This window comes from Streptomyces sp. NPDC000880 (assembly GCF_053599675.1).
Genome location: NZ_JBSFMS010000047.1, coordinates 1 through 14226, shown reverse-complemented (window position 1 = coordinate 14226; position 14226 = coordinate 1). Strand labels below are relative to the sequence as shown.

Genomic DNA, 14226 nt, shown 5'->3' with positions numbered 1-14226 from the left:
TCGTCAGTCCTTCACTGGTGGGCTTGTGGGGTCTGTGGGCCCGGGCCGGACACCCCGTAGGAGGTCTGCGCACGGTCCTGGGCATACGCCTCCCGCAGCTGCGTCTTGAGCACCTTGCCGTAGCTGTTCTTCGGGAGGGCATCGAGGAAGCGGTATTCCTTGGGCCGCTTGAAGCGGGCCATGTGCCGGCGGCAGAACTCGTCGAGGTCCTGGGCACCGACCGCCGGGTCGCACAGCACGACGCAGGCCATCACCGCTTCGCCCCACTCCGAGTCGGGTCGACCGATCACCGAGACCTCAGCGACTCCCTCGTGCCGAAGCAGGACCTCCTCCACCTCTCGGGGGTAGATGTTCGTGCCGCCGGAAATGATCAGGTCCTTGGATCGGTCCTTGAGGGTGAGGTAACCGCCCTCGTCGAGACTGCCTATGTCTCCCGTCCACAGCCAGCCGTCGCGGACGGCCGTGGCGGTGGCCTCGGGATTTCGCCAGTAGCCGAGCATCACACTGTCGCCGCGCACGGTGATCTCGCCGGTCACGCCAGGGGGAAACGGTTGTCCGTCCGCGTCGACGACCGCGACCTCGCACATCGCAAATGCCCTGCCTGCACTGCGGATCCGCTCCAGCCACCGCGGGTGCCCGTCGTCAGCGATGGCGCCACGGCTCAGGGTGGTGATGGTCATCGGGGACTCGCCCTGACCATAGATCTGTACGAAGCAGTCCCCCAACGCCCGACGTGCCCGGATGAAGTCATCGACGTACATCGGTCCGCCCCCGTACGTGATGGTTCTGAATGCTCCGGACTCCTTGACCGAGACCTCGGCCCGCTCGACATGCCGCACCAGACGGTTGACGATCGTGGGGGCGGCGAAGAGCGACACCCGCCCCAGGTCCTGGGCGATGGAGCAGACCTCGAGCGCGTTGAAGCCGCCGCTGGGCGGGAAGACATGCCCGGACCCATTCACCATAAAGACTCCGCTGTAGAGCCCCGCGCCGTGCGACATCGGGGCGGCGTACAGGGTCTTGTCCTGCGGCCCCACCGCGTCCACCTGTGCGTGGTAGCTCATGATCATCGCCAGCAGCTGTCGATGGGCGAGCATCACGCCCTTGGGACGGCCGGTCGTCCCCGACGTATAGAACAGCCACGCGATGTCGGTCACTGCCGTGCTCGCGCACGGCTCCAGGGGTGTCGGCGGGTTGTCGATCAGCGCGTCGTAGTCCGGTGAGTCCGCGACGAGCAGATCGATCCCCGCCATGTCGCCGTCGAGGACGGTGCGGACCCCGTCGACATGCTGCCGGTCCGTCACAAGGAGTCGCGCCTGAGCGTCCGCCAGGATGTAGGCGACCTCCTGCGGGTGCAGCTTGGCGTTGACGGGCACCACGACCAGGCCGGCCCACCAGGCGGCGAAGAGCAGTTCCAGGTACTCGGGCCGGTTGCCCATGAACAACGCGAAGCGGTCGCCGGGCACGCAGCCGCGTCGGCGCAACGCCCCGGCGAGTGCCGCGACACGGTCCCGCAACTGCAGATAGGTACTCACTGGCCGCGTGCCGACATAGACCGCCGTACGGTCCGGCGCGTCCTGAGCGGCTCGATCCAGCAGACGGGCAATGTTCACGCCAGATGCCCCTAGAACAGCGTCGGTTCGGTCGCATCGCGCACCTGGGACTCGGTGACGCCGGGAGCACACTCCACGAGCTTCAGGCCGGCATCCGTGACGTCGATGACGGCGAGGTCGGTGATGATGCGCTGGACGACGCGCTCCCCTGTCAGGGGAAGGGAGCACGTGTTCAGGATCTTGAATGCCCCGTCCTTGGCGACATGCTCCATGAGGACGATGACCTTCTTGGCGCCGTGGACGAGGTCCATGGCTCCGCCCATACCCTTGACCATCTTGCCGGGGATCATCCAGTTGGCGATGTCTCCGGTGGCGGAGACCTGCATCGCTCCGAGGATGGCGGCGTCGATCTTTCCGGAGCGGATCATCCCGAAACTGGTCGCGGAGTCGAAGAAGGAGGCGCCGGGCCGTACCGTGACCGTCTCCTTGCCGGCGTTGATGAGGTCGGGGTCCTGGTCGCCCTCGAACGGGTAGGGGCCGGTGCCCAGGATGCCGTTCTCGGATTGCAGCAACAACTCGACACTGTCCGCGACATAGTTCGGCACGAGCGTGGGCAAGCCGATCCCGAGGTTGACATAGTCGCCGTCACGCAGTTCTTGCGCAGCGCGCGCGGCCATCTGCTCTCTCGTCAGTGCCATTGTCAGATACCGTCCTTCGCGGACTGTCGCGGACGAGTGGTGAGCATCTCGATTCCCTTGTCGGCAGCCTGTTCCGCCGTCAAAGGCACCACCCGGTCGATATAGACACCGGGCAGGTGCACCGCGTCCGGGTCGATGTCGCCCGGCTCGACGAGGTGCTCCACCTCGGCGATGGCGACGGCGCCGGCCATCGCGCAGATGGGGTTGAAGTTGCGCGCGGCCATGCGGAACTGCAGGTTCCCGTGACGGTCGCCCTTCCAGGCGCGCACGACAGCGAAGTCTGCGGGCAGCGCGCGCTCAAGGAGATACGTCTGCCCCGAGAACTCCGCTGTCGGCTTCGGCGGGGAGGCGACGGCGATGGAACCGTCCGAGGCGTATCGCCACGGCAACCCGCCCCGGGCGACCTGAGTTCCCATGCCCGTCATCGTGTAGAACGCCGGCACGCCCACACCCGCGGCCCGCAGCCGCTCGGCCAGCGTTCCCTGCGGCGTGAGCTCGACCTCCAGTTCGCCCGCGAGGAACTGGCGCGCGAACTCCTTGTTCTCACCGACATAGGACGCCACGATGCGGCGGATCTGCTTGTTCTCCAACAGCCTTCCGAGCCCTACTCCGTCGGTTCCGCAGTTGTTGGAGAAGATCTCCAGATCAGTGACGCCGAGCTCGACCAGGGCATCGATGATCACGGCGGGGATCCCCGAGACGCCGAACCCACCGGATGCGATCCTGGCCCCGGAGGGGATGTCCGCTACCGCCTCGGCCGCGCTTGCTACGATCTTGTCCATCCTCTTTGCCCCTCAGGTCAGTTGTGCGAGCTGGGCCAGTACGGTTTCCGGGACCGCGTCCGCAGGGATGTCCGCGATGAGGAAGTCACCGACCGGCGCCGTGGCGCCTTCCGACCGCCAGTAGTCCGGCGGCACCGCAACACCGGTCACCGGCGTTCCCCCCACCGTGACGCCGTCGTTGTCACGCCGGCCAAGCGCCCAGCGGTAGTGCTCGGCGGTGTTCGAGACCGGCTCGTTGGCCGACTCGTCGATGGGCGGCAATTGCACCGTCCCGTTCCACCGCTCGTCGAGAAGCAGCATGGAAACCGGCAGGGCCGACAGCCGCCGCAGCCAGCCGGCGAGGTACATGGCGGCATTCTCCGCATGGTCGGCACTCAGGTCGGCCACTGCCCCGGCACCGCTTGCCTCGTGGGTCCGAGCCAGCCAGTGCATCGGGGAGGGGACCTGAACGACCAGTGGGGCCTTGGAGGTCTGCGACACGACACCGGCCAGTTCGACGGCCAGGCCGGCGGTCCCCTCGTGGGCCAGCAAGGTCTTGAGGGCATATCCGGTGCGCGTCCGGGCTGACAGGGACGACCGGAGGGCGTCGTTCTCCGCGAGGACGCAGTCGTAGAACGCGCCCAGGTCCAGCAGCGTAGTGTCCGGTCTGAGCAGGCCTTGGGCCTGCCCGGTGTACTGCGCGTAGGCAACCGGATCCGTCCAGGGAACCGGCCGTCCTTGCAGGATGACGGCCTGCGCGTACCAGTGATGGTCGATGACCAACGCGGTACGGCGGCCCGAGGGCGGTGCGGAGACGATCGAGGTGAAATCCATGGCCATTTGGTGATCCCGGCGTCGAGAAGTGGGCGCGGAGTACAGCGGGAGTTGGGACAGCCGACGGTGCTGACATCGACGGAGTCGCCGGATCGGACGAGCGAGCGTTCAGTCACGGGCGCGACATCCGTGCCGGGGCGACACTCCGGGGCGTCGCCCCTGGGTATCGCCCCGGCCGGTGCTCTGCCGGGGCGACACCGAACGCCGCCCGGCGCGGACGGTCAGGACTTGCGGTTGACCTCCTCGCCGTGCTTGTCCTCAAGCTCGCGCACCCGGGCCTCGAGAGCGGCGACCTTGAGGTCCCGGCGGTCCGGAAGCATGACGATCGGCATCTCGGCGATCGGGGCGGTGACCCGCTGGGGTCCGTCGATACCGAACACCGTGGCGGTCAGCTCCTCGGTGTCGTCGCCCCAGGAGCCGTAGTACAGCAGTCCCTCGGCGGGCTCGTCGGTGACGAACTCCTCGACGAACTCGGCGTACGGCTTGCCGCGCCGGAGCCGGTCCTGACGGGCCTGGACCCGCAGCTCCTTCGTGCCCTCGACGTCCAGGATGAACGTGTCCGGGTCGAAGGCCACGGCGAAGATGTCCCGGGCAACCTTGTCGCTGATCCGCTTCAGTTCGACATCCTTGACCACGGCAAACGGGTCGCGCTCCAGGACGTCACCGTAACCGCCGCCGGCTCCCTGGCTCATCATGTACAGCTCGCCGTCCTTGGCGACGTCGAACTGCAGCCCCATGTGGTCGGTCATGTACTGGCCGCCCTCGAAGGGCTGTTCGTTCATGACCTTCTCGATCGACAGGTCGAAGCGGGCAGGGTCCTTGCGCAGGACGTCGTAGACATTGATGCCCTTGACCCGGGCCAGAGGGTAGGTGCCGCAGCCGTAGCCGCCGAACATGCCGTAGACCGAGGAGAACTTGGCACCGGAGGTCACGGTCATGAATCCCCACAGCGGCGTGCCCTCGCTGGCGACGATCATCTCGTAGCCCATGCCGCCGGTGTGCTTGCCGAAGCCCATGTTGTCGCGGACCAGGCGCTTGGAGACCAGTTGCATGAAGGGCACCTCCTCCTCCATGACCTCCTGCTCGGCCGTGTCGGCCATGGCGCAGAACAGGGGCGAGACGGCGTCCTCGCCGTCCAGGAAGGGCTTCGCCCCGCCCGGCATGCCGTTCAGGTCCGCGCACAGGTTGCCGACCTGGTCGCCGTGCTGGGTGACACCGCCCCACAGGAAGGTGTTGATCTGGTTGAACCAGGGAGCGATGACGTTGGAGAACTTCTCCGGGTTGGCGAACTGCAGCTTCGCCCAGGACGACTGCAGGGCGGAGAATCCCCGGAAGGATGCCTGCAGCGACTGCCCCATCGGCGCGTCGTAGCCGGCGTCCGCCCACGTGTGCTCGTCGGAGATTATCTCGATCGGGCTCATGGCCGAGGTGCATCGGGGCAGATCCGGCCACCAGAAGGCCAAGATCGCCTGCATGAACATCGACTTCACCGAGCACAGGGGGGAGTTGATGGCACGGTTGAGGATCTCCGGCCCGGTCCCGCGAAGGTCGACCGTCATCTTGTCGCCCTTGACGGTCACCTTGCAGGCGAGCTTGATGAGGATGTTCTCCTTGAGCGTGGAGTCCATGAACTGGTTGAACCGGACCGTGCCGTCCGGCAGTTCCTTGATCCTGCGGCGGACCTCCTCCTCGACGTCCTCGACGGTGACGCGCAGGGCGGCCACAAAGGTCTCGACGCCGACCTCGTCGATCAGCAGGTCGATGCGCTCCATGATGCGCTGCACGGCGCCGATCTTGACCTTCAGGTCGGCCAATTGCAGCTTGGGGTCACGCACGGAGTGCTGCAGGAAGGTCAGCAGGTCCCGGCGCAGCTCACCCCGCTCGACGATCTTGAAGGGGCTCATGCGCAGACCGTCGTCGAACGGGGTCTCCGAGCCGGAGGGCATACCCCCGGGCTCGCAGGCACCGTTCTCGCCCTCGTGAATGGTGGCGGCGACCCAGGCGATGACCTCGCCGTTGCGGATGACCGGCATGATCATCGACTGGTCGGTGTTGTGAACGTTGCCGTAACGGGCGTCGTTGTGGATGAACCCGTCGCCCGGGTGGATGCCCACCGTCGGTTCGTCCTTCCAGTACTTCATGATGTACCGGATCGGGTGGTGCAGGATCGCCGAGAAGGCGATCACGCCGTGGCAGGACAGGTAGGTGACGTCACCGGCGGCCGTGTAGACGGCAGTGGTGAGATCGCCCCACTTCGCACCGGGTGCCGCACCCATGGCCTCGCACATCTCGTAGCCCTCGTCGAGGGCGCCGGCGAGCCGCTTGCGGATGCGGTCGATCTGCAGCGGATCGATGCCCTTGGCTATGTACTCATCCTCCAGGACCGAGCGGGGCGCGATGTGGTGGGAGCGCATGATGTCCCGGTCGGGGCCCAGGAAGAGGGTGGTCTCGTCCATGAACTGGTCGACCCACTGCTGCTCCTGGGTCGTCAGCCCGGAGGCCGGAGACTCGTGAATGGCAGTCATTTCGCTACTCCTTGAAGTGTGGGGGGGCTCAGTCGCGCAGGAACCACACGGCACCTTGGGGTGTGGGTTCCAGGCGCCAGCCGGGCTCGACGAGGTAGGTGGTGTTCGCGGTGGTGACGATGGCCGGGCCGGGAATCAGGTGCTGGTGGGTCAGCGCGGCGGCGTCGTAGATCGGCGTGCTGACCGGTTCGTCCGTGCCGGTGAAATGGACCTCGCGGCGGCTCACCGGGGTCGGCACCGTGCGTTCGCCCGCGTACTCGAGGGAGTCGAACTTCACGACGTCGCCGTCGACGAACGAGGCGACGCGGATGGTCTGGACGCGGATGCCGGCCTCGGGTGCCTCGGAGCCCTCGCCGTAGCGCTGGCCGTAGATGTCGGAGAAGGTCCGGATCATCTGCAGGACGTCGCCGACTCCGTGGATCCGGTTGATGTCGAACACCACGGCGGTGGTGACGAGTTGGTTGCCGTAGCGCATGTCCATCTCGAGCCGGTAGCGCACGTCCGCCGGGTCGAAGCCCTGGCGCACCAGGTCCTCCCGGCCTTTCGCCTCGAGCTGCTCGACGATGGTGTTGAACTCGTCGTACCGGTCATACAGCGCGCGTGTCGTGGCGTTGTACATCACCACGTGGGCGCCGCGCTCGTGGATGTGCAGCTGCTTCATGTTGCCGGCACCCAGGGCGGAGAACACCGAGGCGAAGGGCGGCGCGAGGATCTTCTTGATCCCGGCTTGGTCGGCGATTCCGCAGGCGTGCAGCGGACCGTTGCCGCCGTAGGCGAGCATCGTGAAGTCCTCGGGGAGGTAGCCCCGTACCCGCAGCTCCTTGGCGATGCCGATGGCCATCTGCTCGTCGACGCCGCGCTTGATCTCCTTGGCCGCCTGGATGACGTCCATGTCGAGCTCGTCGCAGAGCGTCTCCTCGATCGCGAAGACGGACCGCTTGGGGTTGAGCTTGATGAATCCGTTGGCGTAGTTGTCCGGGTCGAGATAACCGAGCAGCAGGTCGGCGTCGGTAACGGTGGCCCGCAGACCGCCGCGGTCGTAACATGCCGGGCCGGGATCGGACCCCGCCGACTCGGGACCGAGTTTGACGCCCTTGTGGATCCGGTCGTACGAGGCGATGGAGCCGCCACCGGCTCCCAGGGTCAGCAGGTGGATCATCGGCACCGACACCAGCCAGCGGTCGATCGTCGGCTGGAAGTCGTAGTGCTTGACACCGCCCTCGGGGACCAGACCGATGTCGAAGGAAGTGCCGCCCATGTCGGTGGAGATGACATGGCCGATCCCGGTCTCACTGGACAGGTGCTCGGCCGCGCCGACGCCGGCGATGGGACCGGAGTGAATGGTCTGCAGGGCGTCCGTCGAGTTCATCTGCGCCATGCCGCCGGAGTTGTGGATGACCAGCATGGGCTTGTCGTAGCCGGAGTCGCGCAGGTTGTTCGCCAGCTGGCTCAGGGCGTGGAACATGATCTCGTGCAGGAAGCCGTCCACGATGGTGGAGGTGGCGCGCACGTACTCGCCCTTACGGCCGGACACCTGGTGTCCCAGCAGGACCGGGATGGCGCCGAGTTCGTGCGGCGGGTAGGCATCCAGGATGATCTCCTGGATGCGTAGCTCGTGCTCGGGGTTCTCAGTGGCATTGGTGAGCGACACGACCAGCGCCTCGGCTCCCGCGTCGACGAGTTCGCGCACCATGGTGCGCACATCCGTCTCGTGCAGCGGGATGACGATCCGGCCGGCGGAGTTGACCCGCTCCTTGACCGAGCGGATGAGCTCCCGCGGAACCAGCGGCACGGGTCGCTCGGCCGCCGGCAGGTTCTGCTGCATCGACGGGTCGAGACCCTCACCGTAACCGCGGCCGCGGGACAACGGGATCGTGTCCTCGAACCCGTGGGTAACGATGGCGCCGACCTTGGGTCCCTTGCGCTCGATGAGCGCGTTGGTGCCCAGCGTCGTCGCGTAGCGGACAGAGTCGACTTCGGACAGCACCAGGTCGCGGTCCAGCCCGGCCCGGCCGCACGCGAGGTCGAGCGCCTCGTTGAAGCCAAGTGCCAGATTGTGGTGCGTCGTCAAGGCCTTGGCCTCGATATACTTTTCGTCCCAGACGAAGAAACAGTCGGTGAACGTGCCGCCGATGTCGACGGATATGCGCTTCATCTGACGTCCTTTCCTGCTCAGCTGTCAGTGGGAGTCCGTGGCCGAGTGCAAGTGCCTTTCGACGTCCTCGCCGGGGCCGTAGGTGACGGCGGTCATGGGGTCGGTGCCGCGCGCCTGCCACTGGGCGCGAAGGGAGTCGATGTCCCAGAGCATGTCGACGGTCGGCGGGTGGCCCGGCGGCACGTACTCGGTCTCCAACTGGGTGGCGCAGCCCGGGCAGTAGAACTCGAGGATGCGGCAGTAGGACGGGTCCGGGGAGAACGTGAACTCGTACCGCTCCGGGTCGATGATCGGCTGGTGGATCTCCCGGGGGTCGCGGTCGTAGACGAGCGTCCCCTCCTTGTAGTTACCGTTGGCGTCACCAAGGTCGTGTTCGCAGACCCGACACACCCACCGCTCGGTGTCCAGGTCGATGAGCAGGTACTCCGTCATCGGGATTCGCATGGTGCCTGGCCTTTCGTGAGCTGAGGGATCCACGGTCAGTGGAGATCGGTGAGCATCAGGTCGCCACCGGCCGTGACGTCGAGCTGCCAGCCCGACAGGACACGAGCGGTGAAGAACGGGCCCTCGACGATCGCCGGACCCTGAGCTTTGGCACCCGGCGCCTGGTCGAGCAGCGAGTAAACGGGGACGTCGTCGACCTGGCTCGCGCTCGAACGCACCCGGCGTGTTCCCGAGGCCACGGCCGGCCGGGGCGTGAGCCACTCGTCGTCGGCGAGTTCGGTGTGCGGCAGTGCGGCAGTGACTTTGAGCCTCATCGACCCGTGCTGACCGGGGCCCACGACCGGCGCGGCACCGGGGACGTAGGCAGTCTCCGACACCAGCGTGCCGTCCTCCTCCGCCGCCACGCTCCACGTCAAAGCACACGAGGCCAGGTCGTGCCCCTCCTGGAACATGTCGCGCTCGGCACGTTCGAGGAGTCCGTCGTACACCGCCCGGGCGCCCTCGGCCGAGGAATCGGGAAGTGCGACCTCGTAGTTCTGTCCGATGTCGGAGAAGCTGATCCCGAACGCGGAGAAGACTGCGGCGAGCTTGGGGACGAGGACGGTCTTGACGCCGTTGAGCCGGGCCGCACCGCAGGCGCTCATGGGACCCGCACCGCCGAAGGCCGCGACCGTGGTGTCCGTGGCGTCCTCGATGCTGTCGGCGAAAGCGGCGGCGATCGTTGCGAAGTAGGCCGCCTCCATCCGGATGAGGGCCTCCTCCAGGCCGATGCCCAGCGGCTCGGCGACCGTGGTCGTTATGACGGCCTTCGACCGCTCCGCGTCGAGCGTGAACCCGCCGTCGAGGTAGGTCGCAGGGTCGAGCACGCCCAGCAGGAGGTTGACGTCGGTGATGGTGGCGCTCTTGCCGCCGAAGCCGAAGCAGGCGGGGCCGGGTGCGGCGCCGACGCTCTCCGGGCCGACGACGATTTCGCCACCCTCGACAGCGATGATCGAGCTGCCGCCCACGCCACTGGAGTAGACGTCGCTCATCGGGAAGGAGATCGGGGCACCCTTGATCGAGCCGCGACGCCGCACCTCGATCTGGAAGTCCTTGACCGATCCGACGTCGGTGGTGGTCCCGCCGACGTCGATCATCAGCACATGACTGAGGCCGTAGGCCTCGGCCAGCGCCCGGGTTCCCTCGAGCCCGCCGCGGGGACCCGAGGAGTAGGTCTTGAGCGCGACCGACTTCGCCACCCGCGAGGAGGCCCCGTCATTGCGGTAGATGAGCAGCGGGTTGCGGACCCTGTGTGACCGCAGGCGGTCCTCGGTGTGGTAGAGGAATCGCTCCATCGTCGGGTGCAGGAAGGCGTTGATTACTCCGGACCAGATCCGCCGGGTCCGCACGCGGTCCGCCGTGAGTTCCCACGAGTAGAGGATCGGCACCGACCCGAGGAGGTGGCGCGGGAACTTGCGGAGCAGAATGCTGCGCATCCGGCGCTCGTCGTCACCGTTCTCCTCACCCAGCGCGACGACGATGCGGGCCGCACCATCAGTCGTCAGTCTGTTCACCCGCTGCACGAGGTCGAAGTCGAGGCTTTCCTGGTCGGAATTCGGATCGATGACAGCGACGCGCGAGCCGACGAGGTCGTCGAAGAGACCGGCCTCCCCCTCTGTCGCCCTCATCTCGTCGGCTACGGCCGGGTCGTCCGTGATCAGTCCGATACGAGGTCCCCTGCGCTCCACCAGGGCGTTGGTTCCTTGCGTGGTGGAGTACCGGATGTGCTTGGTGCTGTGAAGCAGCGCCTCCAGGTTCGGTTCGCCGAACTCACTCACGGATGCCTTGGCCATGCCGTCGAAGAGGCACTTGGACAGGTCGAACGGGGTGGTCAGGGTCTTGGTGTAGGTGAAGCCCTGCCCGTCCCAGACACAGATATCGGTGAGCGTCCCACCATTATCGATGTTGATCAGACGTTCCATGAATGTTCCCTAACGTTTTCCGAGGATTATTTGGGTCATTCACATTTCCCGTGTGTTTCAGGATTTCGTGGGGACCACTGTGGGCCGCTTCTCATCGGGTGCGGGTGTCCCACATTCGGACACTGCGAGCGGCCCCTAGATCACGTCGCGTGTCTTGCCAGCCCGCAGGTCTTGGGGAGACGATTTGGTCCGCCGCAGAGAAAGGCCGCCAAATGGACATGGACGTCGCCGACCGAAGCCTCAGGATCGCTGCAGCCCGTGCCGGCTTTCTGACCTCGAACTCCGCCGTGGAGGACGCGGTCACCGACGTGGTCGCAGCTTCGTGGCGGCGCTCGCGCAGCGCCGGGGTGGACGCGGCGAGCTCACGGGCGGTCTACTACGACGACCTGGACACCTCTTCGCGGCTGGTCCGCTGCGCCCGGCCGATCATCGACCGGCTGAGCCAGGAGACCGCGGACATTCCGCTGAGCATCGCCGTGACAGACGGCAAGGCCCGGGTCCTGACCCGAGTCGACACATCGCTCACGATCGGGCTGCTCCTCGACAATGTGTCGTTCGCACCCGGCTTCGACTACGCCGAAGGCTGTATCGGAACCAACGGCGTCGGGACCGTCTTCGAGTCCGGCCAGCCCATCCACATCGTGGGGCCGGAGCACTTCCACGAGCGTCTTCAGCCGTTCGCTTGCGCCGGAGCCCCCATTCGGGACCCGCTCAGCGGTCGCATCGAGGGGGTCCTCGACATCAGTTGCCTGGCGGAGCACTCCAGTCCGCTGTTCCACTCGCTGGTCCGGTCGGCCGCCCAAGACATCGCGCGCAACCTGCTGCTCGACCGCAGCCATTCCCAGCAGGCCCTGTTCGAGACCTTCGTCCGGATCGACGCCCGCTCCCGCGCTGCCGTCATGGCTGTCGGGGGCACAGTGGTGATGTCCAACGTCGTCGCCCAGACACTGATCTCCCCCGCGGAGCAACAGACCGTTCAGGACTACGCGCGCTACCTCATGGGCCGGCGGGACGGTGTCGTGGACCAGCTCGAGCTGAGCACCGGCAAGGTCATCCGCGTCCGGGGCAACCACGTCATGGTCGGGACCGGGGTGGTCGGCACGGTCGTCGAGATCGTCCTCGTCTCGGAGGACAACCTCCCCCAGCCGAGCCTGCCGGCCGCGGAGCACGCCGTGCCCGCGCTGCCCCCGGGCGCCGGGGCCAATACGGCCGTGGGGCTCCTTACTCCCGCCTCGCTGCACGACAGCGGCCGGTCGCCCCTGTGGACCCGCGCTTGCAAAGAGATCGCGTCAGCGCTGCATCTCCATCGCCCGCTGCTGGTCATCGGCGAGACCGGCACGGGGAAGTTCTCACTCATCGCCGAGATCTATCACCGGGTCAATCCCGGCGGACGCAGTCTGCTCGTCGATGTGCTGGACATGTCACATGAGACCGACGTCGAGGTCGCCCTCGAAGCGGCCACCCTTCCCACGCTGTACATCTTCCGGAACATCGATCAGTTGTCGACGGACGGGGCCGAGCGACTCGGCACGCTCCTGACGGCCCTGGCAGGCAGCGACCGAGTTGTCTTCATCGCCGCCACACTGTCCGATGCGAGTATCGACTCGGACCTGCCGTTCCAGGATCTCCTGGTGCACTTCCAGCAGGCCGTGACGGTGCCGCCCCTGCGTCACCGCTCCGAGGACATCCCTGCCGTGGTCGACCAGGTGCTCGCCAAGATCTCCGGCAGGCGGGGCACCCGGGTCAGCCCGGCCGCCCTGCGGGTGATCTCCCGGTACCCGTGGCCACGCAACATCACACAGCTCGAGCATGCACTGTCCTCAGCACTGCTCAAACGGCCGGCCGGGGACATTCAGACGGAGGACCTGCCCGGATACTGCCACGATGCGGGCCGACGGCAGCTCACCGGTATGGAGAGCATCGAACGCGACGCGATCGTCAAGGCGCTCCACAGCGCCGGCGGCAACCGCCTCCAGGCCGCTGCAACCCTCGGGATCGCACGCTCCTCCCTGTACCGCAAGCTGAAGGCCTTCGGCATCACAGCAATCTGACACGGACATCAGCCTGCCCGTCGGGCACGGCCGCCAACTGCGCCGTGGTCCGCACACCCCACGCCTAGGCCCTGCCCGGGCCCTCGAGCACTTCGATGGCCGAGGAAGTCAGGCTGTGCTGGATGTGGGAGCGCATCAGTGCGGTGGCACCGGCGGCGTCACCGGCGATGACCAGGTCCATCACCTGGCGATGTTCCTCGAAGTCGCGCATCCGCGGCTCGTCGCCCGGCGGCAGGTGGAGGCCCATTCTGCGGTAGCGGTCGGACTTGTCCCACAGGTCGTCGAGCATGCGGATCAGCGTGTCGTTGTGCGAGGCCCGGTACAGGGCCTGGTGAAAGTCCCGGTGCGCGAGGAGCCCCTCCTCGCCCCATCGCTTGGTCACCGGCAGCATCAGCTCCACCGTCGTGCGCATGGCTGTGATGTCGGCGTCCGTGCGGCGCTGGGCGGCCAGTTCGACGGCGAGCGGGTCCAGGGAGAGCCGGATCTCGAAGAGTTCCCTTGCCTCCACGGCGTCCAGCCGGGCCACCCGGGCGTCCCGGTGCGTGTCGAGGTCGATCAGCCCTTCGCCGCGCAGCCGGCGCAGCGCCTCACGGAGTGGCGTGATGCTCATGTTCAGCGACTCGGCGAGGTCGTACTGCGCCAGGCGGGAACCCGGCGCCAGGGCGCCTGACAGAATCTGCCGACGGACTTCGGCGTAGGCGGCGTCGCTCTTACTGAGGTAGACGTTCGGCCCGTTCATTCTTCGGCCGCCTTCCCGTGCTGGTGATCTGCCTCTTGTGCCGACGCTTGCCGCATCGTACCCTCCGGAAACAGATCTTATAAGATATGAACTATAGGGGTCATGAAGATCGTGTCCGTGCACGAGGGCACCGTCCCGATCGCTCTTCGATCAGGAACGCCTGGATCGACTTCAGTGCGATGGACTGCTCGATCGTCGCTGTGGTCAGCGACGTAGTCCGCGACGGGGCACCTCTTGTCGGGTACGGGTTCATCCAACGGCCGCTACGGCGCCGGTGAGATCCTGCGGCGGCGGCTCATTCCGCGCCTGCCCGATGCGCCGGCCGACGCCCTGCTCACCGACGACGGCGAGAACTTCGACCCGGCGAAGGCCTGGGCGATCATTGGCCGAACGGACAGGACACACTGACGCCCGGGCTCGGCGCACCCGATGTGGCGCCGAGCCGGTCGGAAGGGTCGAGCCGTCGCGGCAGGCGGCACGCTGGAGTTCGCGATGGGCCCGAAGC

At 66.9% G+C, this 14226-nt stretch carries 11 protein-coding genes; 2 read left to right on the top strand and 9 right to left on the bottom strand.

Annotated elements, in window-relative coordinates; all coding sequences use genetic code 11:
* Positions 1-11 precede the first annotated feature (11 nt).
* The 8 genes from ACWDO5_RS17610 to ACWDO5_RS17575 all read right to left on the bottom strand — a co-directional run bounded on the left by ACWDO5_RS17610 (position 12) and on the right by ACWDO5_RS17575 (position 10931).
* Positions 12-1613, bottom strand: coding sequence for a class I adenylate-forming enzyme family protein (locus tag ACWDO5_RS17610; RefSeq protein WP_450531197.1), 1602 nt, complete (start codon positions 1611-1613; stop codon positions 12-14).
* An 11-nt stretch (positions 1614-1624) separates the two neighbouring features.
* Complete coding sequence (locus ACWDO5_RS17605) at positions 1625-2251, bottom strand: CoA transferase subunit B (protein ID WP_450531195.1); 627 nt, start codon at positions 2249-2251, stop codon at positions 1625-1627.
* Positions 2252-2253: 2 nt separating this feature from the next.
* Complete coding sequence (locus ACWDO5_RS17600) at positions 2254-3033, bottom strand: CoA transferase subunit A (protein ID WP_450531194.1); 780 nt, start codon at positions 3031-3033, stop codon at positions 2254-2256.
* 12 nt (positions 3034-3045) lie between these two features.
* Positions 3046-3846 (bottom strand): hypothetical protein, encoded by an 801-nt coding sequence (locus tag ACWDO5_RS17595; RefSeq protein ID WP_450531192.1) that lies wholly within the window; start codon positions 3844-3846, stop codon positions 3046-3048.
* Positions 3847-4067: 221 nt separating this feature from the next.
* On the bottom strand, positions 4068-6371 hold the full coding sequence (locus ACWDO5_RS17590; protein ID WP_450531190.1) for a hydantoinase B/oxoprolinase family protein: 2304 nt from the start codon (positions 6369-6371) through the stop codon (positions 4068-4070).
* Positions 6372-6399: 28 nt separating this feature from the next.
* Positions 6400-8526, bottom strand: coding sequence for a hydantoinase/oxoprolinase family protein (locus ACWDO5_RS17585; protein ID WP_450531188.1), 2127 nt, complete (start codon positions 8524-8526; stop codon positions 6400-6402).
* Positions 8527-8550: 24 nt separating this feature from the next.
* Positions 8551-8958: an acetone carboxylase subunit gamma gene (locus tag ACWDO5_RS17580; protein ID WP_450531187.1), complete on the bottom strand. Its 408-nt coding sequence runs from the start codon at positions 8956-8958 to the stop codon at positions 8551-8553.
* Between the two features lie 47 nt (positions 8959-9005).
* Positions 9006-10931 (bottom strand): hydantoinase/oxoprolinase family protein, encoded by a 1926-nt coding sequence (locus tag ACWDO5_RS17575; protein WP_450531186.1) that lies wholly within the window; start codon positions 10929-10931, stop codon positions 9006-9008.
* Between the two features lie 212 nt (positions 10932-11143).
* Here ACWDO5_RS17575 and ACWDO5_RS17570 point away from each other — a divergent pair, with 212 nt between their 5' ends.
* On the top strand, positions 11144-12982 hold the full coding sequence (locus ACWDO5_RS17570) for a sigma-54-dependent Fis family transcriptional regulator (protein WP_450531185.1): 1839 nt from the start codon (positions 11144-11146) through the stop codon (positions 12980-12982).
* 64 nt (positions 12983-13046) lie between these two features.
* Here ACWDO5_RS17570 and ACWDO5_RS17565 read toward each other — a convergent pair whose 3' ends face one another.
* The gene (locus ACWDO5_RS17565; protein ID WP_450531184.1) at positions 13047-13721 is read right to left on the bottom strand and encodes a GntR family transcriptional regulator; all 675 of its coding nucleotides are present in this window, start codon (positions 13719-13721) and stop codon (positions 13047-13049) included.
* A 234-nt stretch (positions 13722-13955) separates the two neighbouring features.
* Here ACWDO5_RS17565 and ACWDO5_RS17560 point away from each other — a divergent pair, with 234 nt between their 5' ends.
* A complete protein-coding gene (locus ACWDO5_RS17560; protein WP_450531183.1) occupies positions 13956-14129 on the top strand; it encodes a hypothetical protein in 174 nt (57 codons plus the stop codon).
* The last annotated feature ends 97 nt before the right edge of the window (positions 14130-14226 follow it).